Origin of the sequence: Micromonospora coerulea (genome assembly GCF_016598485.1) — a bacterium.
Classification (GTDB): Bacteria; Actinomycetota; Actinomycetes; order Mycobacteriales; family Micromonosporaceae; genus Micromonospora; species Micromonospora coerulea.
In genome coordinates, this window is record NZ_JAEMUW010000008.1 from 168,105 (window position 1) to 188,644 (window position 20,540).

Sequence of the window (20,540 nt, forward strand, 5' to 3'; positions counted from 1 at the left end):
AAAGGCGCCCGATGTTCCGGACCATGCTCAAGTCGAAGATCCACCGCGCCACGGTGACCCAGGCCGACCTGCACTACGTCGGCTCGGTGACCGTGGACGAGGAGCTGCTCGACGCGGCCGACCTGATCCCTGGCGAGCAGGTGGCGATCGTGGACATCACCAACGGGGCGCGGCTGGAGACGTACGTGATCCCGGGCGAGCGGGGCAGTGGCGTGATCGGCATCAACGGCGCCGCCGCGCACCTGGTACACCCGGGCGACCTGGTCATCCTCATCTCGTACGGCCAGATGGACGACGCCGAGGCCCGCGCCTACCGGCCCAAGGTCGTCCATGTCGACGCGTCCAACAAGATCGTCGACCGCACCACGGACCCCACCACCGCCGCCCCCGGCACCGCCGGCAACCCCATCCCCAACCCCCTGGCCGCCTGACCCCACCCGCCATCGGCGGGTGTGCGCTCTGTCACCGGAAGGTCATTTCTGGTTACCCTGATCGCGCCGTCGGTGTGACGGTCGTCGGCTGGGGGAGGCCGCGATGCGCCGAGCGATGGGGACGCTGGTCGCCGCGTTGGTCGCGGGGAGCCTGCTGGGCGGGTGCGCCGCGAGCCGGGGGCTCGACGGGGATCTCACGGACGACTGGGCGGCGCTGCCGGCCGCTGCCGCGTTCACCCCGGCGGCCGGGGTCTGCCAGGTCACCGATCCGGGTGGCACGCTCGCCCTGGCCGCCTACGAGCCGGTGGGGTGCGACCTGCCGCACCGGGTGGAGACCGTGCACGTGGGAACCTTCCCCGGCGCACCGTCGGCGCCGCCGGCCGTCGGCTCGGCCGAGCTGCGCGGGGCCTTCGCCGACTGTGACACCCGGGCCAGCGGTTACGTCGGCGACGACTGGCGGGCCGGCCGGCTGCGGCTGGCCGTGGCGGTCCCCTCGGCGCCCGGCTGGGCGGCCGGCTCCCGCTGGTACCGGTGCGACCTGGCCGAGCTGAGCACGGTGGAGGCGAAGGCCGCGGTGGTCACCCGGACGGGCAGCCTGCGGGATGCGCTGAAGGGCGCGTCCGCGCTGCGGCTGGGCTGCCAGCGGACCGGCGGCGCCGACGGCCGGGGCGTCCGCACCCTGACCCCGGTCGCCTGCGCGACGAGCCACGACGCCGAGTTCGTCGGGGTGTGGCGGGCACCGGACCGCCCGTACCCGAGGAAGGACGCCGACTGGGCGCCCTTTTACACCGGCTGCGGCACGGTCCTCGCCCGGTACGTCGGCGTACCCGACGACCCGATCCTGCGGTTCCGCAGCGGCGTGGTGGTCCGCCCGCCCGCCGCGGGGCGCTGGACCGTGGGCGACCGGGGCGTCCGCTGTTACCTGTGGCTCAGCGACCGTACGGTCACCGCCTCGCTGAAGCGCGCCGGGCCGGCCGGGCTGCCGGTCCGGACGCGGTAGTCCAAACCACTCGTCCCGCCCCCGCCGCCCGGGATGAGGGACCTTCGGGTTGACTGTGCTCATGGACCTTCCGACCGTCGACCTGCCGGATCTGCCCAGGCTGCTGGCCGCGCCCGCACCGGGCTGGGTGGAGACCACCGACGTGATCGTCGTGGGCTCCGGGGTCGCCGGCCTGACCGCCGCCCTGCACCTGCGGGAGACGGGGCTGCACGTCACCGTGGTTACCAAGGTCAACATCGACGACGGCTCGACCCGCTGGGCGCAGGGCGGCATCGCCGCCGTGCTCGACCCGGCGGACACTCCGGCCGCCCACGCGTACGACACGGAGGTCGCCGGCGTCGGCCTCTGCGACCCGGCCGCGGTCCGGGTCCTGGTGGAGGAGGGGCCGACCCGACTGCGCGAGCTGATGCGGATCGGCGCCGAGTTCGACCGGAACCCGGACGGCTCGTTGATGCTCACCCGGGAGGGCGGCCACCGGGCCGACCGGATCGTGCACGCCGGTGGTGACGCCACCGGGGCGGAGGTGCAGCGGGCGCTGCACGCGGCGGTCCGGCGGGACCCGTGGATCCGGCTGGTCGAGCACGCCCTGGTGCTGGATCTGCTCCGGGCTCCGGGCGACGGCCCCGATGGGCTCGGCCCGGCCTGCGGAATCACCCTGCACGTGCTCGGCGAGGGCAGCGAGGACGGCGTCGGGGCGCTGCTGGCCCGGGCGGTGGTGCTGGCCACCGGCGGCATGGGGCAGGTCTTCGCGGCCACCACCAACCCGGCCGTCTCCACCGGTGACGGTGTCGCCCTGGCCCTGCGGGCCGGCGCGGCGGTCACCGACGTGGAGTTCGTCCAGTTCCACCCGACGGCGCTGATCACCCCGCCCGGGGCGGGCGTGCCCGGTGCCACCCGGGCCCAGCAGCCACTGGTCTCCGAGGCGTTGCGCGGGGAGGGCGCCCACCTGGTCGACGCCGACGGCAAGCGGTTCATGGTCGGCCAGCACGAGCTGGCCGAGCTGGCCCCCCGGGACGTGGTGGCGAAGGGCATCCACCGGGTGCTGATGGCCACCGGCGCGGACCACGTCTACCTGGACGCCCGGCACCTGGGCGGGGACTTCCTCGCCGGGCGCTTCCCGACCATCGTGGCGTCCTGCCTGGCCATCGGCGTGGACCCGGCCACCGACCTGATCCCGGTCGCCCCGGCCGCCCACTACGCCTCCGGCGGCGTCCGCACCGACCTGCACGGCCGCACCTCCATCCCCGGCCTGTACGCCTGTGGCGAGGTCGCCTGCACCGGCGTGCACGGCGCGAACCGGCTGGCGAGCAACTCGCTGCTGGAGGGGCTGGTCTTCTCCCGCCGGATCGCCGAGGACATCGCCGCCGGTCTGCCCGAGCAGGCCCGGCCGGCGGAGACCGGCGCCTGGGTGGGCGGCGGTGGCTGGGTGGTACCGGCCGAGGGCACGCCGGCCCTGCAGCGGGCGATGACCCGGGGTGCGGGCGTGCTCCGCTCGGCGGAGACCCTCGCCGGCACCGCCGCGGCCCTGGCCGAGCTGGGGCTGGGGCGGGGCGTGCCGCGCACCGCCGACTGGGAGGCGACCAACCTGCTCACCGTGGCGTCGACGCTGGTGGCCGCCGCGTCCGCGCGTCAGGAGACCCGGGGTTGCCACTGGCGGGAGGACTTCCCGACGGCCGACGAGCGGTGGCGGGGCCACCTGGTCGCGGCGGTCGGGGCGCAGGGCAGGTTGACGTCCGAGTGGGAGGAGTCCGCGTGAGCGCGAGGAGTAAGCCGATCTTGCGAGCCCGGCAGTCGCGAACCGGGGGGTGCCAGTGAGGGAGTCGACGGCAGGGGCGTTGCAGGACGGCGGCCTGGACCCGGCGCGGGTCCGGCGGGTGATCGTCGACGCGCTCACCGAGGACCTGGGCCCGGACTTCCTCGACGTGACCAGCGTCGCCACCATCCCGGACGCGCAGAACGACACCGCCGACCTGGTGGCCCGCGCCGACGGGGTGGTGGCCGGGCTGGCCGTGGCCGCCGCGGTGTTCGAGCTGGTGGGCGAGGTGACCGGGTCGGACCGTACGGTCGAGGTGTCGCTGGTGGCCCACGACGGGCAGCGGGTGGCGCGCGGCGATGTGCTGGCGACGGTGACCGGCCCGACCCGGCTGCTGCTCACCGCCGAGCGGACGGCGCTGAACCTGCTCTGCCGGATGTCCGGGGTGGCCACCCACACCCGGGCCTGGGCGGACGCCCTGGCCGGCACCAGGGCGATGGTGCTGGACACCCGCAAGACCACGCCCGGCCTGCGGCTGCTGGAGAAGTACGCGGTCCGCGCGGGCGGCGGCACCAACAAGCGGATGGGCCTGCACGACGTCGCGATGATCAAGGACAACCACAAGGTCGCCGCCGGCGGGATCGCGGCCGCCTACCGCCGGGTCCGGGAGGCCTTCCCGGACGTGCCGGTGCAGGTGGAGGTGGACACCCTCGCCGAGGCGGTGGAGGCCGTCGAGGCGGGGGCGGGCTTCCTGCTGCTGGACAACATGACCCCGGCGCAGCTGCGCGAGGTGGTCGCGGCGGTGGGGGACCGGGCCGAGCTGGAGGCGACCGGTGGGCTGACCCTGCCGGTGGCCGCCGAGTACGGCGCGACCGGCGTCGATTTCATCTCGGTGGGCGCGCTGACCCATTCGTCGCCGATCCTGGACATCGCCCTGGACCTCCGGGAGGAGTGAGGGTGGGCAGTCGCGGCGTCTAGGCTGCGTGCGTGCTGCTCTGCATCGACATCGGAAACACCAACACCGTGCTGGCGACCTTCGACGGCGACAAGCTGGTGCACTCCTGGCGGATCAAGACCGATGCCCGTTCCACGGCGGACGAGCTCGGTCTGATGTTCCGGGGGCTGCTGGCCGGTGACGCCGTGGAGATCACCGGGGTGGCCGCCTGCTCGACGGTGCCGGCCGCGCTGCGTTCGCTGCGGAACATGCTGGCCCGCTACTACGCCGACCTGCCCAGCGTGATCGTCGAGCCCGGGGTGCGGACCGGGGTGCAGCTCGCCATCGACAACCCCAAGGAGGTCGGCTCGGACCGGGTGGTCAACACCCTGGCCGCGTACACCCTCTACGGCGGACCGTCGATCGTGGTGGACTTCGGCACCACCACCAACTTCGACGTGATCAGCGGCCGGGGCGAGTTCCTCGGTGGCGCGTTCGCGCCGGGCATCGAGATCTCCTTCGACGCGCTCGCCGCCCGGGCCGCCCAGCTGCGCAAGGTGGAGGCGACCAAGCCCCGCTCGGTGATCGGCAAGAACACCGTGGAGTGCCTCCAGTCCGGCCTCTACTTCGGCTTCGCCGGGCAGGTGGACCGGATCGTCGAGCGGATGACCGAGGAGCTGGGCGAGGTGAAGGCGGTGATCGCGACCGGCGGCCTGGCCTCGGTGGTGATCGGCGAGTGCCGGACGATCACCCACCACGAGCCGATGATCACCCTGATCGGCCTGCGGATGGTCTACGAGCGCAACAACTGACCCCGACCGCCGCCGGGGTCGAGCGCCGCGGCTGCCGTCAGCGCCGCCGCGCCCGGAAGACCAGCGTCCGGTACGGCAGCTCGACGGTCTCCCGGCCGGCCAGGTCCGGGTGGGTGGCGAAGAGTTCCCGCAGCTCCCGGTCGACGCGCTGCTGCTCCTGCGGCGCGGCGGTCAGGTAGTACGACCGGGTGCGCAGCATGCCGACCACCTCGTCCGGCGTGAGCGTGGTCCGGTGCGCGAACTCGCCCAGCTCGACGGCGTCGAAGTCGGGGCCGAAGCCGGTGACCTTCTCCACCAGGTTGCCGGCGTGGTCCCGCAGGTCGGCAATCCGCTCCAGCTCGGCCACCCAGGCCACGCTGTTGTCCCGGGTGTTCCAGATCGGGGCGAACGTCCCGCCCGTCCGGATCAGCCGGCCGACCTCGGCGTGCGCCCGCTCCTTGTCGAACCAGTGGTAGGCCTGCCCGACCAGCACCGCGTCCACCGACCCGTCCGGCAGCGGCACCTCCTCGGCGCTGCCCGTCAGCGCGGTGACGCCGGGCGTCACGGCGTCCAGTTGGGCCCGCATCCCCGGGTCGGGCTCCACCGCAAGCACCTGGTGGCCGAGGCCGAGGATCGCGCGGCTGAGGATGCCGGTGCCGGCGCCCAGGTCGACGACCCGGGCCGGGGCGTCGACGCCCGCCAGCGCCCAGCGCACCGCCTCGTGCGGATAGCGGGGGCGGAACCGGTCGTACTCGGCGGCGGCGACGCCGAACGAGAGCGCCTGAGTGGGGTCGGTCATGGCGGGCAGGTTATCCGGTAACAGCCACCTGGGGGCTTGAGTACGCTCGGGGCCTGACCCCGCCGATATCTCCCTTCTGAGGAAGCGTGCCGTGACCGAGCAGAACCCCGTGCCAGTCGACCCCGCCGACGACCTTCCGGAGCAGATGAAGGTCCGCCGGGAGAAGCGGGACCGGATGCTCGCCGAGGGCGTCGAGCCGTACCCGGTCGGCTTCCCCCGCACCAGCACCCTGGCGGAGATCCGCGCGAAGTACGCCGCCCTGCCCACGGACACCGCCACCGGCGACCGGGCCTCGGTCACCGGCCGGGTGATCTTCGTACGCAACACCGGCAAGCTCTGCTTCGCCACCCTGCGGGACGGGGACGGGACCGAGCTGCAGGCGATGCTCTCCCTGGACCGGGTCGGCGCGGAGCGGCTGGACGACTGGAAGCGCCTGGTCGACCTCGGCGACCACGTCGGCGTGACCGGTGAGGTGATCACCAGCCGGCGGGGCGAGCTGTCCGTCCTGGCCGACGAGTGGGCGGTCACCGCGAAGGCGCTGCGCCCGTTGCCGGTGGCGCACAAGCCGCTGAGCGAGGAGGCCCGGGTCCGCCAGCGCTACGTCGACCTGATCGTCCGCCCGCAGGCGCGGCAGATGGTGCGTACCCGGGCGGCCGCGGTGCGCAGCCTTCGCGATTCCCTGCACGGGGAGGGCTTCATCGAGGTCGAGACCCCCATGCTCCAGTTGCTGCACGGCGGTGCGGCCGCCCGCCCATTCGTGACCCACAGCAATGCATTGAGCACCGATCTGTATCTGCGAATCGCGCCGGAACTGTTTCTCAAGCGGGCCGTGGTCGGCGGCGTCGACCGGGTCTTCGAGATCAACCGCAACTTCCGTAATGAGGGCGTCGACTCGTCGCACTCGCCGGAGTTCGCGATGCTGGAGGTCTACCAGGCGTACGGCGACTACGACACGATGGCCGAGTTGACCCGCAATCTGGTGCAGCGCGCGGCGATCGCGGTGAGCGGCTCGACCGTGGTCACCCACGCCGACGGCCACGAGTTCGACCTGGGCGGCGAGTGGCGTTCGGTGACCCTGTTCGGGGTTCTTTCCGAGGCGCTCGGCGAGGAGGTCACCGTACGCACCGAACGGTCCCGCCTGGTGGAGTACGCGGACAAGGTCGGGCTGGCCGTCGACCCCAAGTGGGGGCCGGGGAAGCTGGCCGAGGAGCTTTTCGAGGAGCTGGTCGTTCCGTCGCTGACGGCGCCGACCTTCGTCCGGGACTACCCCGAGGAGACCAGCCCGCTGACCCGGGCGCACCGCAGCGAGCCGGGGCTGGCCGAGAAGTGGGACCTCTACGTCCTCGGGTTCGAGCTGGGCACCGCGTACTCCGAGCTGGTGGACCCGGTGGTGCAGCGCGAGCGGCTGGTGGCGCAGGCGCAGCTCGCCGCCCGCGGCGACGACGAGGCCATGCGACTGGACGAGGACTTTCTCCGGGCGATGGAGTACGGAATGCCGCCGGCCGGTGGTATGGGAATGGGAATCGACCGGCTCTTGATGGCGCTGACCGGGCTGGGAATTCGGGAAACCATCCTCTTCCCGTTGGTCCGCCCCGAGTAGCGGTCAACCTTCTCCGGGTCGTTACCGCGTCCTATTGACGCGACAAGCATCGCGCGGGTTATTGTGCTCCTGGATTCGCAGGAGTAGACCCTGCTCGAAAGGAATGTGGGACGTGGCCAAGCAGATCATTCACAAGCTGGTCGATGACCTGGACGGCGGGGACGCTGACGAGACCGTCAAGTTCGCGCTGGACGGCGTGCAGTACGAGATCGACCTCTCGACTTCGAACGCGGAGAAATTGCGCGACGTATTCGCGCCGTACGTGGCGGCGGGCAACAAGGTCGGCCGCGGCGGCGTGGTCGTCGGCGGGCGGGCCGCGCGCGGGCGGGGCGGCGCCACCGCCGACCGCGAGCAGAACAGGGCCATCCGCGCCTGGGCGAAGAAGTCCGGCAAGGACATCTCGGACCGGGGGCGCATTCCGCAGGAGATCGTCGACGAGTACCACTCGAAGGCCGGCCACTGAGGCTGAGCCCCGCACCGGGCGACACCGACGCCGGACCGGAGTGCCACTCCGGGCCGGCGTCGCCGTATCCGCCCTCGCGCGCCGTCTGTCCGGGTCCGGGCGGGCCGGGAAGAACCGGGCCGGGCCGGGCGTTGTCCACAGGCGGTGGAGAGTCCGTCCACAACCTGTGGATGAACGGTTCGGGGTGACCCGGACCCGGCGGGCCGCTCTGGCCCCGCCGAAGAGCTCCCCGAATTTCGCTCTGCGCGTACAGGCCGGGGTACCGGAACACCTCCTGAGCGCGGACGGTTGTCAAAAACGACGCGTACACGGCATTCCACGGGGACACACGACCTCAGCGGAGTCGGTCCGCGGCGATAGAGTAAGGAGGCACGGACGCCCGTCCCGGACGTCCGCGCACCGGCCCCGCCAAGATCTTGACCATCAAGGCGCACGGCACGTGAGGAGCACGAGGGCATGTTCGAGCGGTTCACCGACCGAGCGCGACGGGTTGTCGTCCTGGCCCAAGAAGAGGCCCGGATGCTCAACCACAACTACATCGGTACGGAGCACATCCTGCTGGGCCTCATCCACGAGGGTGAGGGCGTAGCGGCAAAGGCCCTGGAGAGCCTCGGCATCTCCCTCGAGGGCGTCCGCCAGCAGGTCGAGGAGATCATCGGCCAGGGCCAGCAGGCGCCGAGCGGGCACATCCCGTTCACGCCGCGGGCCAAGAAGGTGCTGGAGCTGTCGCTGCGCGAGGCGCTGCAGCTCGGCCACAACTACATCGGCACGGAGCACATCCTGCTCGGCCTGATCCGCGAGGGTGAGGGCGTTGCCGCCCAGGTGCTGGTCAAGCTCGGCGCCGACCTCAACCGGGTCCGCCAGCAGGTGATCCAGCTGCTCTCGGGCTACCAGGGCAAGGAGCCGGCCGCGGCGGGCGCCGCGCCGGGCGAGGCCGCGCCGTCGACCAGCCTGGTGCTGGACCAGTTCGGCCGCAACCTGACCCAGGCCGCCCGCGAGGGCAAGCTCGACCCGGTCATCGGGCGCGAGAAGGAAATCGAGCGGGTCATGCAGGTGCTCTCCCGCCGTACCAAGAACAACCCGGTCCTGATCGGTGAGCCCGGCGTCGGTAAGACCGCCGTGGTGGAGGGCCTGTCCCAGAAGATCATCAAGGGCGAGGTGCCCGAGACGCTCAAGGACAAGCAGCTCTACACGCTCGACCTCGGTGCGCTGGTCGCCGGTTCCCGCTACCGCGGTGACTTCGAGGAGCGCCTGAAGAAGGTGCTCAAGGAGATCCGCACCCGCGGCGACATCATCCTGTTCATCGACGAGATCCACACCCTGGTGGGTGCGGGTGCCGCCGAGGGCGCGATCGACGCGGCGAGCATCCTCAAGCCGATGCTGGCCCGTGGCGAGCTCCAGACCATCGGTGCCACCACGCTCGACGAGTACCGCAAGCACCTGGAGAAGGACGCCGCTCTCGAGCGCCGCTTCCAGCCGATCCAGGTGGGTGAGCCGTCGCTGGCTCACACCATCGAGATCCTCAAGGGCCTGCGCGACCGGTACGAGGCGCACCACCGGGTGAGCATCACCGACGCCGCGCTGGTGGCGGCGGCGACGCTCGCCGACCGGTACATCTCCGACCGCTTCCTGCCGGACAAGGCGATCGACCTGATCGACGAGGCCGGTGCCCGGATGCGGATCCGCCGGATGACCGCGCCGCCAGACCTGCGCGACTTCGACGAGCGGATCGCCCAGGTCCGCCGCGACAAGGAGTCCGCGATCGACGCGCAGGACTTCGAGCGGGCGGCGCAGCTCCGTGACAAGGAGAAGCAGCTGCTCGGCCAGAAGGCCCAGCGGGAGAAGGAGTGGAAGGCCGGTGACCTGGACGTCGTCAGCGAGGTTGACGACGAGCAGATCGCCGAGGTGCTCGGCAACTGGACCGGCATCCCGGTCTACAAGCTGACCGAGGAGGAGACCTCGCGCCTGCTGCGCATGGAGGACGAGCTGCACAAGCGCGTCATCGGCCAGGAGGACGCGGTCAAGGCGGTCTCGAAGGCGATCCGGCGTACCCGGGCCGGCCTGAAGGACCCGAAGCGCCCGTCGGGCTCGTTCATCTTCGCCGGTCCGTCCGGCGTGGGTAAGACCGAGCTTTCCAAGGCGCTCGCCGAGTTCCTCTTCGGCAGCGAGGACGCCCTCATCCAGCTGGACATGTCCGAGTTCCACGACCGGTACACGGTGTCCCGGCTGGTGGGTGCCCCTCCCGGCTACGTCGGCTACGACGAGGGCGGGCAGCTGACCGAGAAGGTGCGGCGTCGGCCGTTCTCGGTGGTCCTCTTCGACGAGATCGAGAAGGCTCACCCGGACGTGTTCAACACGCTGCTCCAGATCCTGGAGGACGGGCGGCTCACCGACGGTCAGGGCCGGATCGTGGACTTCAAGAACACGGTCATCATCCTGACCACCAACCTGGGCACCCGGGATGTCGCCAAGGCGGTCTCCCTGGGCTTCCAGGCGTCGGAGGACTCCGAGTCCACCTACGACCGGATGAAGCAGAAGGTCAACGACGAGCTCAAGCAGCACTTCCGGCCTGAGTTCCTGAACCGGATCGACGACACCATCGTCTTCCACCAGCTGCGTGAGAGCGAGATCCTCTCGATCGTGGACATCATGATCCAGCGGATCGAGACTCAGCTGCGCAACAAGGACATGGGTCTGGAGCTGACCGACAACGCCAAGAAGTACCTGGCGAAGAAGGGCTTCGACCCGGTGCTCGGTGCCCGTCCGCTGCGTCGCACGATTCAGCGCGACATCGAGGACAACCTGTCCGAGCGGATCCTCTTCAACGAGCTGACCCCGGGTCAGATCGTGGTGGTGGACTGCGAGGGCGACCCGGAGAACATCGACAAGTCCAAGCTTGTCTTCCGGGGCGCGGAGAAGCCGGTGGAGGTTCCGGACGCCGTACCGGCCGACCTCGGCGGCGCCGCCACCGCAGGAGCGGACGAGTAAGCAACACCTGAAACAGGGCGACGGCCCCGGTTGGCGAAAGCCACCGGGGCCGTCGCCTTTCTCAGGGGAGGGGGACCGGGGGGCCGTCGCCGGCGAGGCGGAAGGACGCCTCGCCGACCGGTTCGACCAGGCCGTCGGTGACCAGCCCGGACAGCGCGCGGGAGCGCTGTACGTCGTCGTGCCAGACCTGGTCCAGGCGCTGGTGCGGCACCGGCCCGGTGGCCTCCCGCAGGACCGCCAGGAGCAGCCCACGCACCTGCCGGTCGGTGCCGGCGTACCGCTGCGGGCGGCGGGTCGGTCCGGTGGGCGCCGCCTGGCCGGAGGCCCGCCAGGCGCAGACCGACTCCACGGGGCACACTGCGCAGCGCGGGGCGCGGGCGATGCAGACCACCGCGCCGAGTTCCATGAAGGCCGCGCTGGCCCGCGCCGCGGCGCCCGGCTCGACGGGCAGCAGTTCCTCGGTGGCGACCAGGTCGGCGGGGCGGGTGGCCGGGCCGGCGTCCGGTTCCCCGGCCACCGCCCGGGAGACCACCCGACGGACGTTCGTGTCGACCACCGGGTGCCGCTGCCCGTACGCGAACGCGGCGACCGCCCGGGCCGTGTACGTGCCGACGCCCGGCAGCGCCAGCAGCTGGTCCAGCCGGTTCGGGACCTCGCCACCGTGGCGCTCCACGATCGCCACCGCGCACTGGCGCAGCCGGACCGCGCGGCGGGGGTAGCCGAGCCGCCCCCACATCCGGATCGCCTCGGCCGGGGTGTCCTCGGCCAGGGCGGCCGGCTCGGGCCAGCGGGCCAGCCACGCCTGGAAGGCCGGGAGCACCCGGACCACCGGTGTCTGCTGGAGCATGACCTCGCTGACCAGGACCGCCCAGGCGCTCGTGCCGGGCTTGCGCCAGGGCAGGTCGCGGGCGTTCTCCTCGTACCACCGGCTGACCAGGGTGGCGAAAGTGGGCTCAGACATCGCGCTGCCGATGATGTCACGGGCCGCGTTCCCGCAGGATGGGCGGGCGGGCCGGGGGGCGGCGGGCCGCCCCGGGCGGGCGGGGCAGAATGTCCGGATGAACGAGCTCGCGATCACCGTCATCGGCCGGGACCGGCCGGGCATCGTGGCCGACGTCGCGGAGGCGCTCGCGCGGCTCGGCGCAAACCTCACCGACTCCACGATGACCCGGTTGCGGGGACACTTCGCGATGACCCTGATCTGCGTGGGCCCGGCCGCCGCCGATGTCGAGGCCGCGCTGGCCCCGCTCGCCGCCGACGGTCAGCTGCTGGCCACCGTACGGGCGGTCACCCGGGACGGCGAGGCCGCGCCGACCGGTGAGCCGTACGTGCTGGCGGTGCACGGGGCGGACCGGATGGGCATCGTCGCGGCGATGACCCGGGTGCTGGCCGACGCCGGCGGCAACGTGACCGACCTGAGCACCCGGCTGACCGGCTCCCTCTACGTGGTGGTGGCCGAGGTGGAGCTGCCGCCGGGCAGCTCGGATGAGGTGGCCGGCCGGTTGGCGCGGACCGCTGCCGAGTTGGGTGTCGGGGTCAGCCTCCGCCCGGCGGACACGGACCTGCTGTGACGGCGGAGTACGTCGGCCTGGACGGCTGGACCCCCGAGGCGCTCGTCGTGCCGGGCGACGTACGCCCGGTGGTCTCCGCCCCGGACCCGGTGCTCAGCCGGCCGGGGCCGGAGGTGGACCCCACCTCGGACGAGGTGGTCCGTCTCGCCGCCGACCTGGTCGCCACGATGCGCGTCTCGCCCGGCTGCGTGGGCCTGGCGGCGCCGCAGGTGGGGGTGAGTGCGCAGGTGTTCGCGGTGGACGTCACCGGCCATCCCAAGGCGCTCACCGTGCACGGCACCTTCGTGCTGTGCAACGCCCGGGTGGTGGAGGCCAGCCGGTGGAAGGCCGGCCGGGAGGGCTGCATGTCGGTGCCGGACCTGACCGGTGACGTCAAGCGGGCCGGTCGGCTGGTGGTGGAGGGTGTCCTGCCCGGTACGGGCCGGTCGGTCCGGCTGGCCACCGACGGCTTCGAGGCACGGGCGCTCCAGCACGAGATCGACCACTGCGCCGGGCTGCTCTTCCTCGACCGGGTCGCCGGCGCGCATGCCATCTATCAACGCAAGGTCTACCTCTGACGGCCACCGCAGCTTCGCCGCGGTGACCACGCTCTGGCGCCGCGCTGTCGCGGCGCTGACCGCGCCCGGACGCCGCAGCGTCGCGGCGGTGACTGGTGACCACGCGCGAGGGCCGCTGCGCAGCGGAGTTGACCGTCGACTGTGGAACGGCGGCCCGCGTGCCGCGCCCGCCCGGCGCGTCGCACCCCCGCCCCGCGCGGTGCGCCGCTACGGTGAACGCATCATGCGTCTGACGGTCGGCCCCCTGCCATCCGCTGTCTACTGGCGGCGTCGCGCCGTCGTGCTCGGAGCGGGGCTTCTCTTCCTGATTGTCCTGCTCTATTCGTGCACGGGCGGGGATCGCAACACCGCGGCGACCCCGGGTCCGTCGGCGACGAGCTCCGCCCCGTCGTCGACGCCGGAGCCGTCCGGACCGGTGCTGACCCCGCAGTCGGGTGGTCCGTCCGCCTCATCCGGTGATTCCGGTGGCGGGCCCGGTGGCTCGGAGGGCGGCGAGGGCGGCCCGGCCGGTGCCGGCACCGCCACCACCGGCGCCCCGGCGGCCCCGGTGGTCGACGACGGCACCTGCACCGACGCCGAGATCCTGGTGACGCCGGTGGCGCTGCCGGCCACCGCGCAGCGGGGCACCGTGGTGAACCTCCAGCTGAAGATCAAGAACAAGTCCCAGCGCACCTGCAGTCGGGACGTCGGGGCGGACCTCCAGGAGCTGTTCATCAAGTCCGGCGCGGAGAAGGTCTGGTCCTCGGACACCTGCGGCACCGGCAAGGGCTCCGACGTGCAGTCGTTCACGCCCGGCTTCGAGCGCCTCTACGAGCTGGGCTGGAACGGGCGGGACACCAGTCGCTGCGCGAATGGCGTGGCCGCCGGCCCGTACGCGCCGATCGGGGCGTACCAGGTGTTCGCCCGGGTGGGCACCAAGCTCAGCGAGCCGGTGAAGTTGACCATCACCGGCTGAGCGGGGGCCGGTTCAGACGTACCGCTCCAGGATGGACGCCTCGGCGAGCCGGGAGAGGCCCTCGCGGACGCCCCGGGCGCGGGCGTCGCCCACCCCCTCGACCGCCTGGAGGTCCTCCACGGTCGCGCCGAGCAGCCGCTGGAGGCTGCCGAAGTGGACGACCAGCCGGTCGACCACGGCGACCGGGAGCCGGGGCACCTTGGCCAGCAGCCGGAAGCCGCGCGGGCTGACCGCCGCGTCGAGGGCGTCGGAGGCGGCCGGGTAGCCGATCGCCTTGGCGACCGCGACCAGGTCGATCAGCTCGGTGGCGCCGAGCAGGTCCAGCTCGACGAGCGCCTCGTCGAGGGTGCGCGACTTGCGACCCGTGGGCAGGTAGTCCCGGATGACCAGGGTGCGGTCGGCGTCCACGCCGGCCATCAGCTCGTCGAGCTGGAGGGCGAGGAGCCGGCCGTCGGTGCCCAGCTCGACCACGTAACCGGCGATCTCGTCGGCGATCCGGCGGACCATCTCCAGCCGCTGCACCACCGCCACCGCGTCCCGGACGGTGACCAGGTCCTCGATCTCCAGGGCGGAGAGGGTGCCGGAGACCTCGTCCAGGCGGAGCTTGTACCGCTCGAGGGTGGCCAGCGCCTGGTTGGCGCGGGAGAGGATCGCCGCGGAATCGTCCAGCACGTGCCGCTGGCCGTTGACGTAGAGGCTGATGATCCGCATCGACTGGCTGACCGAGATGACCGGGTAGCCGGTCTGCCGGGCCACCCGCTCCGCGGTGCGGTGCCGGGTGCCGGACTCCTCGGTGGGAATCGACGGGTCGGGCATCAGGTGCACGCCGGCCTGCACGATCCGGGTGCCGTCGCTGGACAGCACCACGGCGCCGTCCATCTTGCACAGCTCGCGGACCCGGGTGGCGGAGAACTCCACGTCCATCGGGAAGCCGCCGGTGCAGATCTGGTCGACCACCTTGTCGTAGCCGAGGACGATGAGCGCGCCGGTGCGGCCGCGCAGGATCCGCTCGAGCCCGTCGCGCAGTGCGGTGCCCGGCGCCATGAGAGCGAGGTTTGCCCGCAGGGGGTCGCCGCCGGCCCCGCCGACGCTCCCGGTCACGCTGACGCTGATCGGACGGGCGGGCGAGCCCACGGCGGCGGTGCGGGCGTGCGGCGTCGCCGCGGCGGGCTTGGTGGCATCGCGGTCGATCGGCACGGGCACAGTCTACGGACTGCCGTGCGGTGGGTGCTCTCGTGGTTACTGTGATGTGTCACGATGTCCGGCTTCCGTGACTGTTGGCTGGTCGGGCGGGCTGTCCGATATCGCCCGGCCGGTCCCGTCACGCGGTCACCGTCGGTCACTCCGCCGACGCGCGGGCGGCAGCTTGGAGGGCCGCGCGGACGTCGGTGACCTCGATCACTCGCATGTTCTCCGGGGCCACCCCGCTGCTGCCGGGGCCGCAGCCCGACGGCACCAGGGCGAGCCGGAAGCCGAGCCGGGCCGCCTCGGCCAGCCGGCGCGGGACCGCACCGACCCGGCGCACCTCGCCGGTGAGCCCCACCTCGCCGATCGCCACCAGGTGCGGCGCGATGGCGAGGTTGAGACCGCCGGACGCCACCGCGAGCGCGACGGCCAGGTCGGCGGCCGGCTCGACCACCCGGATGCCGCCGACGGTGGCGGCGAAGACCTCGCGGTCGTGCAGGGTCAGCCGCTCGGTACGCCGCTGGAGCACCGCCAGCACCATCGCCAGCCGGGCACCGTCCAACCCGGAGACCGTCCGCCGGGGTGAGCCCGCCACGGTGGCGCCGATCAGCGCCTGCACCTCGGTCACCAGGGCCCGACGCCCCTCCATGGCCACCGTGACGCAGGTGCCCGGCACCGGTTCCGAGTAGCGGGTGAGGAAGAGGCCGGACGGGTCGGCCAGGCTGCTGATGCCACCCTCGTGCATCTCGAAGCAACCCACCTCGTCGGCGGCGCCGAACCGGTTTTTCACGCCGCGGACCATCCGCAGCGAGGAGTGCTTGTCGCCCTCGAAGTGCAGCACCACGTCGACCAGGTGCTCCAGCACCCGGGGGCCGGCCACCTGGCCGTCCTTGGTGACGTGACCGACCAGCACCGTGGCAATGCCGCGCTCCTTGGCGACCGCGACCAGGGCGGCGGTGACGGCGCGCACCTGGGTCACCCCGCCCTGGACGCCCTCCGTGCCGGTGGTGGAGATGGTCTGCACCGAGTCGAGCACCAGCAGCCCCGGCTTGACCGCGTCGAGGTGGCCGAGGACGGCCGACAGGTCGCTCTCGGCGGCCAGGTAGAGCTGCTCGTGCAGGGTGCCCATCCGCTCGGCGCGCAGCCGCACCTGGCTGACCGACTCCTCGCCGCTGACCACCAGGGACGGGCTGCCAGCGCCGGCCGCCCACTGCTGGGCGACGTCGAGCAGCAGCGTCGACTTGCCCACGCCGGGCTCGCCGGCGAGCAGCACCACCGCGCCGGGCACGAGGCCGCCGCCGAGCACCCGGTCCAGCTCGCTGACTCCGGTGGGCCGGGCCCGGGCCGGGGCGGCGCTGATGGTGGCGATCGGCCGGGCCGGCTCGGCCGGCATCCGAGAGCTCACCACCCGGCCGGAGACCAGCGGGCCGGTGACGGTGCACTCGACCACCGAGCCCCACTCGCCACACTCCGGACACCGCCCGACCCACTTGGGCGGCTGGTGGCCGCAGGCGTCGCACGCGTAGGCCGGCCGGGGCTCCCGGGCCGAGGCCCGGCTCCGGCCGGCGGTGGACGCGCGCGGGGAGGTCGAACGGGGCGTGGTCACCCCAGGACGCTAACCGGGCGGTACGACGAAAACCCACCCGGAGACGAAAACACCGCCGGCGTGGTGGTCACCACACCGGCGGTGTCGTCGACAGTTCGCTGCCGGCTCAGCCGCCGTGGCCCGAGCCGCCCTCGCCACCCTCGCCGGCGCCCTCGTACCCGCCCTCGCGGCTGATGATCGGCGAGGGCGGCGCGCCCGGGGTGAACGGCACGCCGACCGGGGCGCCGGTCTTGAGCGTCCGGCCGCCGCCGAAGTCGAAGACCAGCTCGACCTTCTGGCCGGCGAGCAGCTTCTCCTTCAGGCCGACGACCTGGAGGTGCGGGCCGCCGCCGGTGGCCAGGAGCTGGACGTAACCGAGAGCCGGGATCTCCAGCCGGGCCGGCTGGCCGGCGGGCGCCGGCGGGCTGGCCGGGGCGGACGGGGTCGCCGAGGCCGACTCGCTGGCGCCGAGCGACTCGCTCGGCGACGCGCTGGGGTCGGTCGCGGTGGGCGACGCGGAGGCCGGCTCGGTGGGCGACACCGTCGGGCTCGGCTGTGCGCCGGCCGGGGTCGCGCCGGTGAGCAGGATGTCGCGGGCGCCCTCCGTAGTGACGGTCACGGTGACCGGGGCCTGGCTGTCGTTGTAGATCACGACGTTCAGCGCGGCGTCGGCGCCGGCCGGGTAGCCCTCGGTGCCCGGGTACTGCACGTAGAGGCCGCGCACCTTGTACAGGTTGTCGGAGGTCTGGACGTTCACGCCCTGGACCGACGGGATCTTGTTGGCGGTCTCGGCCACCTGACCAGTGCCACACCCGGACAGCAGCAGGCCCGCGGCCGCCGTACCGGCCAGCAGCAGGGCCGCCCGCCCGGAACCCCTGATCGAGCGCGTCACGTCGGTCCTCCTCGTCACGATCCCCACCCGGCCGTACCCCGGGCACGGTGGCCATACCCGCGCAGACCGCGCTCCAGGGTAGTTGGAGCTGATCGAGGGCCGCACGCCGACCCGGTAATGCCACCTGCCCGGGCGCGGGTCAGACCACCCGCCCGCTCGCGACCAGCAGGACCACGTCGATGAGCGCGACCACCATCACCGCCCGGAAGGCGGCCACCGGCCGGCCGCCGGCCCGGGCCGCGGCGCGTCCCCCGTACCCGCCGACGGCCGGCACCAGCACGGCGGCCGCGACCGCCGACAGCCCGGCCCACGACGGCGGCCCCGGCGGCCCGAAGACCAGGGTGACGGTCGCCGCCAGGAGCAGCCCGGCGGCGGCCAGCCGACTGCCCGCCGGGCCGAGCCGGTGCGGCAGGCCGCGCACCCCGGTCCGGGCGTCGTCGGCCAGGTCGGGCAGCACGTTGGCGAAGTGCGCCCCGGCGCCGAGGCAGGCCGCGGCGGCGACCAGCCAGACCGGCGGCGCCGGCGCGCCGGGCAGCGCCAGCACCACGAAGGCGGGCAGCGACCCGAAGGAGACCGCGTACGGCAGCACCGACACCGGGGTCGACTTCAGCGGCCAGTCGTAGAGCAGCGCGGAGAGCAGGCCGACGGTGGCCCAGACCGCCGCCACCGGGTTCGTGGCCAGCGCCAGCACGGGGGTGGCGAGCGCGGCCAGCACCGCGGCCAGGCCCGTGCTGCGCCGCGACAGCGCGCCGGTGGCGACCGGTTTGTCGGTACGCCCCACCGCGGCGTCCCGGTCGGCGTCGAGCGCGTCGTTGCTCCAGCCGACGGCGAGCTGGCTGGCCAGCACCGTGAGCACCACGGCGGCGACGCCGGCCGGCCGGTGCCCGGCCCCCCAGGCGAGCAGCCCGGCCACCGTGGTGACCGCGGCGGCCGGCTCCGGGTGGCTCGCCCTGACCAGCCCTAACACCGACGTCGACATAAGAGAAGTCTGGTCGTTACCGGGGAGTCGTGCCAGGCTCGGTCCATGCGAGACGCGGCCCCGGTGTCCACCCCGCCCCGGGTGCTGCCGCCCAACGACCCGCGCCAGTACGACGACCTGGCCGGCGAGTGGTGGCGACCGGACGGCGCGTTCGCGATGCTGCACTGGCTGGCCCGGGCCCGAGCCGCGATGGTGCCGCCGGCGTCCCGCCCGGGCGCCCTCCTGGTCGATCTGGGCTGCGGCGCCGGGCTGCTCGCGCCGCACCTGGCCGGCAAGGGCTACCGGCACGTCGGGGTGGACATCACCCGCTCGGCCCTCGACCAGGCGGCCGCGCACGGAGTGACCGTGGTCAACGCCGATGCCACCGCGGTGCCGCTCGTGGACGGCTGCGCCGACGTGGTCTCCGCGGGTGAGGTGCTGGAGCACGTGCCGCAGTGGCGGCGCGTGGTCGCCGAGGCGTGCCGCCTGCTCCGGCCCGGCGGTCTCCTGGTGCTGGACACCCTCAACGACACCGTGCTCGCCCGGCTCGTCGCCGTGGAGATCAGCGAGCGGCTGCCCACCGTGCCGCGCGGCATCCACGATCCACGGTTGTTCGTGGACGCCCGCGAGCTGGTCGCCGAGTGCGCCCGACACGGCGTCGGGCTGCGGCTGCGTGGCATCCGTCCGGAGCTGCCGGGCACCCTAAGCTGGCTGTTCCGGCGAATGCGCGGCCGGATCGTCGGCCGTCCGGTGGGGACGGACGGGAGCCGCGAGCCGCGGATCGTGCCGACCCGGTCGACGGCGGTGCTGTACCAGGGCTGTGGGCGCCGGAGTGGGTAGCCGGGGCCACCCGGGGTAAAGGGGACGCCGAGAAGGGGGCTACATGACTGTGCACGCGCTGGAGGCGGCCCGCCGGTTGGCGCCGCGACTGGCCGCCCGCGCCGCCGAGCACGACCGGGACGGCAGCTTCCCGGTCGACGACTTCGCCGACCTGCGGGAGGCCGGGCTCTTCGGGCTGATGGCGCCCCGGGAGCTCGGCGGGTTGGCGGCCACCTTCGCCGAGTACGCCGCCGTCGCCACCGAGCTGGCCCGGGGCAACGGCGCGACGGCCCTGGTGTTCAACATGCACGCCTCGGTCACCGGCGCGCTCGGCGCGGTCACCGAGGAACTGGCCGAGGCGCTGGGCGTACCGGAGGAGGCGCTGGCCGCCCGGGACCGGCTGCTCCGCGCGGCCGCCGAGGGCTCCTGGTACGCGGTGGCGATGAGCGAACGCGGCGCCGGCGCCCGGCTCTCCCAGCTCAGCACGGTCTACGAGCCGGTCGAGGGCGGCTGGCGGATCAAGGGCAGCAAGACCTTCTGCTCCGGTGCCGGGCACGCCGACGGCTACCTGGTGGCCGCCCGCAGCGTCGCCGACCAGTCGGTGGTCTCCCAGTTCCTGGTGCCGGCCGGCGACGGCCTGACCGTCGAGCCGACCTGGGACTCCCTCGGCATGCGCGCCACCTCCTCGCACGACCTGCACCTGGACGTCACCGTGCCGGCCGACCGGCTGCTCGGCGGCGTCGAGGGGCTGGCCCTGGTGGTCGCCCAGCTGATGCCGCACTGGCTGGTGGCCAGCTACGCCGCCGTCTACGTGGGGGTGGCCCGGGCGGCGGTCGACGCGGCCGTCGAGCACCTGACCGCCCGCAACCTCGCCGGCCTGCCGGCCGTCCGGGCCCGCGTGGGGCGGGCGGACGCGGCGGTGGCCGCGGCCGGCCTGGTGGTGGCCGAGGCGGCCCGCCGGGTGGACGAGGCGCCCGGTGACCCGGAGACGAACCGCTGGGTGTGGCGGGCCAAGCTGCTCGCCGGCACCACCGCGGCCGAGGTGGCCGCGTCCATGCTGGAGGCGGCGGGCACCTCGGCGACTCGCCGGGGGCACCCGCTGGAACGGCTCTACCGGGACGCCCGGTGCGGCTCGCTGCACCCGGCGACGTCGGACGTCTGCGCGGACTGGCTCGGCGTCGCGGCGCTCGGCGGCGACCCGGACCGCGATGCCGCCACCCCTCGTTGGTGAAGGTTGAGGGTTCACGAGTTCCACGACG

General features: G+C 73.4%; 19 protein-coding genes. 13 read left to right on the top strand and 6 right to left on the bottom strand.

From position 1 onward, the window contains the following. Nucleotides 1-11 precede the first annotated feature (11 nt). The 5 genes from panD (at nucleotide 12) to I8N68_RS13370 (ending at nucleotide 4,930) form a co-directional block, all read left to right on the top strand. Entirely contained in the window at nucleotides 12-431 is a 420-nt protein-coding gene (panD, locus tag I8N68_RS13350; RefSeq protein ID WP_200210247.1) for an aspartate 1-decarboxylase, read from the top strand. A 103-nt stretch (nucleotides 432-534) separates the two neighbouring features. Beyond that, complete coding sequence (locus tag I8N68_RS13355; protein ID WP_200210248.1) at nucleotides 535-1,431, top strand: septum formation family protein; 897 nt, start codon at nucleotides 535-537, stop codon at nucleotides 1,429-1,431. 61 nt (nucleotides 1,432-1,492) lie between these two features. After that, nucleotides 1,493-3,187, top strand: coding sequence for an L-aspartate oxidase (locus I8N68_RS13360; RefSeq protein WP_200210249.1), 1,695 nt, complete (start codon nucleotides 1,493-1,495; stop codon nucleotides 3,185-3,187). A 55-nt stretch (nucleotides 3,188-3,242) separates the two neighbouring features. Continuing rightward, on the top strand, nucleotides 3,243-4,139 hold the full coding sequence (gene nadC, locus I8N68_RS13365) for a carboxylating nicotinate-nucleotide diphosphorylase (protein ID WP_200210250.1): 897 nt from the start codon (nucleotides 3,243-3,245) through the stop codon (nucleotides 4,137-4,139). A gap of 32 nt (nucleotides 4,140-4,171) precedes the next feature. After that, nucleotides 4,172-4,930, top strand: a complete 759-nt coding sequence (locus I8N68_RS13370) for a type III pantothenate kinase (RefSeq protein WP_200210251.1) — start codon at nucleotides 4,172-4,174, stop codon at nucleotides 4,928-4,930. A 37-nt stretch (nucleotides 4,931-4,967) separates the two neighbouring features. On the opposite strand, the gene I8N68_RS13375 is transcribed toward I8N68_RS13370, so the two are convergent. After that, complete coding sequence (locus I8N68_RS13375; protein WP_200210252.1) at nucleotides 4,968-5,708, bottom strand: class I SAM-dependent methyltransferase; 741 nt, start codon at nucleotides 5,706-5,708, stop codon at nucleotides 4,968-4,970. 91 nt (nucleotides 5,709-5,799) lie between these two features. Here I8N68_RS13375 and lysS point away from each other — a divergent pair, with 91 nt between their 5' ends. The 3 genes from lysS to I8N68_RS13390 all read left to right on the top strand — a co-directional run bounded on the left by lysS (nucleotide 5,800) and on the right by I8N68_RS13390 (nucleotide 10,759). Continuing rightward, nucleotides 5,800-7,308 carry a lysine--tRNA ligase gene (gene lysS, locus I8N68_RS13380; protein ID WP_200210253.1) on the top strand — a complete coding sequence of 503 codons (1,509 nt, stop codon included), beginning with the start codon at nucleotides 5,800-5,802 and terminating at the stop codon, nucleotides 7,306-7,308. A gap of 112 nt (nucleotides 7,309-7,420) precedes the next feature. After that, nucleotides 7,421-7,771 (top strand): histone-like nucleoid-structuring protein Lsr2, encoded by a 351-nt coding sequence (locus I8N68_RS13385; RefSeq protein ID WP_200210254.1) that lies wholly within the window; start codon nucleotides 7,421-7,423, stop codon nucleotides 7,769-7,771. Between the two features lie 456 nt (nucleotides 7,772-8,227). Then, nucleotides 8,228-10,759: an ATP-dependent Clp protease ATP-binding subunit gene (locus I8N68_RS13390; RefSeq protein ID WP_200210255.1), complete on the top strand. Its 2,532-nt coding sequence runs from the start codon at nucleotides 8,228-8,230 to the stop codon at nucleotides 10,757-10,759. 61 nt (nucleotides 10,760-10,820) lie between these two features. On the opposite strand, the gene I8N68_RS13395 is transcribed toward I8N68_RS13390, so the two are convergent. Continuing rightward, nucleotides 10,821-11,720, bottom strand: coding sequence for an HhH-GPD family protein (locus tag I8N68_RS13395; protein WP_200210256.1), 900 nt, complete (start codon nucleotides 11,718-11,720; stop codon nucleotides 10,821-10,823). A gap of 97 nt (nucleotides 11,721-11,817) precedes the next feature. On the opposite strand from I8N68_RS13395, the gene I8N68_RS13400 reads away from it, so the two are divergent. The 3 genes from I8N68_RS13400 to I8N68_RS13410 all read left to right on the top strand — a co-directional run bounded on the left by I8N68_RS13400 (nucleotide 11,818) and on the right by I8N68_RS13410 (nucleotide 13,842). Continuing rightward, nucleotides 11,818-12,330: a glycine cleavage system transcriptional repressor gene (locus I8N68_RS13400; protein WP_200210257.1), complete on the top strand. Its 513-nt coding sequence runs from the start codon at nucleotides 11,818-11,820 to the stop codon at nucleotides 12,328-12,330. Further along, a complete protein-coding gene (locus I8N68_RS13405; RefSeq protein ID WP_200210258.1) occupies nucleotides 12,327-12,887 on the top strand; it encodes a peptide deformylase in 561 nt (186 codons plus the stop codon). Before I8N68_RS13400 ends, I8N68_RS13405 begins: the two co-directional genes overlap by 4 nt. Nucleotides 12,888-13,110: 223 nt before the next feature. Further along, nucleotides 13,111-13,842 carry a hypothetical protein gene (locus I8N68_RS13410; protein WP_200210259.1) on the top strand — a complete coding sequence of 244 codons (732 nt, stop codon included), beginning with the start codon at nucleotides 13,111-13,113 and terminating at the stop codon, nucleotides 13,840-13,842. 12 nt (nucleotides 13,843-13,854) lie between these two features. On the opposite strand, the gene disA is transcribed toward I8N68_RS13410, so the two are convergent. The 4 genes from disA to I8N68_RS13430 all read right to left on the bottom strand — a co-directional run bounded on the left by disA (nucleotide 13,855) and on the right by I8N68_RS13430 (nucleotide 18,483). After that, nucleotides 13,855-15,039, bottom strand: coding sequence for a DNA integrity scanning diadenylate cyclase DisA (gene disA / locus I8N68_RS13415; RefSeq protein WP_200210260.1), 1,185 nt, complete (start codon nucleotides 15,037-15,039; stop codon nucleotides 13,855-13,857). Nucleotides 15,040-15,181: 142 nt separating this feature from the next. Then, nucleotides 15,182-16,633 carry a DNA repair protein RadA gene (gene radA / locus I8N68_RS13420; protein ID WP_200210261.1) on the bottom strand — a complete coding sequence of 484 codons (1,452 nt, stop codon included), beginning with the start codon at nucleotides 16,631-16,633 and terminating at the stop codon, nucleotides 15,182-15,184. Between the two features lie 106 nt (nucleotides 16,634-16,739). Further along, nucleotides 16,740-17,504: a copper chaperone PCu(A)C gene (locus I8N68_RS13425; RefSeq protein WP_200210262.1), complete on the bottom strand. Its 765-nt coding sequence runs from the start codon at nucleotides 17,502-17,504 to the stop codon at nucleotides 16,740-16,742. Between the two features lie 139 nt (nucleotides 17,505-17,643). Further along, nucleotides 17,644-18,483, bottom strand: coding sequence for a UbiA family prenyltransferase (locus tag I8N68_RS13430; protein ID WP_200210263.1), 840 nt, complete (start codon nucleotides 18,481-18,483; stop codon nucleotides 17,644-17,646). Nucleotides 18,484-18,528: 45 nt separating this feature from the next. On the opposite strand from I8N68_RS13430, the gene I8N68_RS13435 reads away from it, so the two are divergent. Next, the gene (locus tag I8N68_RS13435; protein WP_200210264.1) at nucleotides 18,529-19,302 is read left to right on the top strand and encodes a class I SAM-dependent methyltransferase; all 774 of its coding nucleotides are present in this window, start codon (nucleotides 18,529-18,531) and stop codon (nucleotides 19,300-19,302) included. A gap of 43 nt (nucleotides 19,303-19,345) precedes the next feature. Next, entirely contained in the window at nucleotides 19,346-20,512 is a 1,167-nt protein-coding gene (locus I8N68_RS13440; RefSeq protein WP_200210265.1) for an acyl-CoA dehydrogenase family protein, read from the top strand. The last annotated feature ends 28 nt before the right edge of the window (nucleotides 20,513-20,540 follow it).

Bases quoted from the DNA above. Each gene is read 5' to 3' on its own strand.
- panD (WP_200210247.1), top strand. From the start codon at position 12: ATGTTCCGGACCATGCTCAAGTCGAAGATCCACCGCGCCACGGTGACC.
- I8N68_RS13410 (WP_200210259.1), top strand. From the start codon at position 13,111: ATGCGTCTGACGGTCGGCCCCCTGCCATCCGCTGTCTACTGGCGGCGT.
- I8N68_RS13400 (WP_200210257.1), top strand. From the start codon at position 11,818: ATGAACGAGCTCGCGATCACCGTCATCGGCCGGGACCGGCCGGGCATC.
- I8N68_RS13440 (WP_200210265.1), top strand. From the start codon at position 19,346: ATGACTGTGCACGCGCTGGAGGCGGCCCGCCGGTTGGCGCCGCGACTG.
- I8N68_RS13375 (WP_200210252.1), bottom strand. From the start codon at position 5,708: ATGACCGACCCCACTCAGGCGCTCTCGTTCGGCGTCGCCGCCGCCGAG.
- I8N68_RS13435 (WP_200210264.1), top strand. From the start codon at position 18,529: ATGCGAGACGCGGCCCCGGTGTCCACCCCGCCCCGGGTGCTGCCGCCC.
- I8N68_RS13355 (WP_200210248.1), top strand. From the start codon at position 535: ATGCGCCGAGCGATGGGGACGCTGGTCGCCGCGTTGGTCGCGGGGAGC.
- I8N68_RS13390 (WP_200210255.1), top strand. From the start codon at position 8,228: ATGTTCGAGCGGTTCACCGACCGAGCGCGACGGGTTGTCGTCCTGGCC.
- I8N68_RS13430 (WP_200210263.1), bottom strand. From the start codon at position 18,483: ATGTCGACGTCGGTGTTAGGGCTGGTCAGGGCGAGCCACCCGGAGCCG.
- I8N68_RS13395 (WP_200210256.1), bottom strand. From the start codon at position 11,720: ATGTCTGAGCCCACTTTCGCCACCCTGGTCAGCCGGTGGTACGAGGAG.
- I8N68_RS13360 (WP_200210249.1), top strand. From the start codon at position 1,493: ATGGACCTTCCGACCGTCGACCTGCCGGATCTGCCCAGGCTGCTGGCC.